1 protein-coding gene is annotated in these 1,074 nt (G+C 41.9%); it reads left to right on the forward strand.

What is annotated here, in order from left to right; genetic code table 11:
• Positions 1-1,038: TRAP transporter substrate-binding protein (locus tag P0N36_RS15435; protein ID WP_275843783.1), on the forward strand; the 1,038-nt coding region annotated here is incomplete at its 5' end.
• Positions 1,039-1,074: the final 36 nt, after the last annotated feature.

Below are 1,074 nucleotides of genomic sequence, written 5' to 3' on the forward strand. Positions count from 1 at the left end.
ATGTTATTAGTAGCAGCAATGATCATGAGCTTGGCGGGATGTGCAAGCGAGGTAGCACCAAGCAATGAAACAGGAGAAACAACAGGGGAAGTTACAGAAACAGAAACACCAGCAGCAGATGTGATTACACTTCGTGTAGCCCACAACCAAACATCACTAGACAACCCATACCAATTCGGACTTAACAAATTCGCAGAAGAGATTGCAAGATTATCCGGTGGCACCATCGTAGCCGAGGTATACCCCGGAACACTGGGTACCAATGAAAATGAATTGGCGATGAAATTAACGACCGATTCAGTAGATATGGTGGTTGCATCACCAGGATTTATGGCTGGTACAGGCGTACAAGAGTTTGACCTTTTATCTTTGCTTTACCTATTTGATAGCTTTGAACATTGGGAAACCACCATTGATGGTGAGTTTGGTGACACCATGAAAGATCTAATCGTTGAGAAAACCAACAATGATTTTAAAGTGGTTGGTTATTATTCATCCGGCGTAAGAAACTATTATGGTAAGAAGCCAATCACAGTGCCATCAGATTCAGCCGGACTTAATATTAGGTTACAAGGTTCTCCGGTACAACAAGCATTCTGGAAAAATGCCGGCGCAAACCCAATCAGTGTAGGCTGGGCAGAACTATATCAAGCCCTTAACACAGGTACCGCCGATGCAGCAGAAAATGATCACACCAACATGATGTTACAAGGTCATCATACCACGCCAAATGGCAAGTATACATCCTTAACCTATCATGACTACACAACAAGATTATTACTTATGAACGGACATGCCTTTGACAAGTTCACAGAAGAACAGCAAGGTTGGATTCTTGAAGCTACGGAAGCATCCGTTGAAGAAGAAAGAGCCGTCACTTACAGAATGCTAGAGGAATCAAGAGACAAGATTATCGCAGATGGCGGAGAAATCAACGAAGTTGACTTAAACGCGTTCAAAGAACTGGCACTACCGATTCAAGACCAATATGCAGAAGAAAACAACCTACAAGATTTATTGGAATTAACCAGAAAATAATGTATTAAACAAACTCAACTTTCCCGTAAGATTTCT

Source organism: Petrocella sp. FN5, from assembly GCF_029210395.1.
Classification (GTDB): domain Bacteria; phylum Bacillota; class Clostridia; order Lachnospirales; family Vallitaleaceae; genus Petrocella.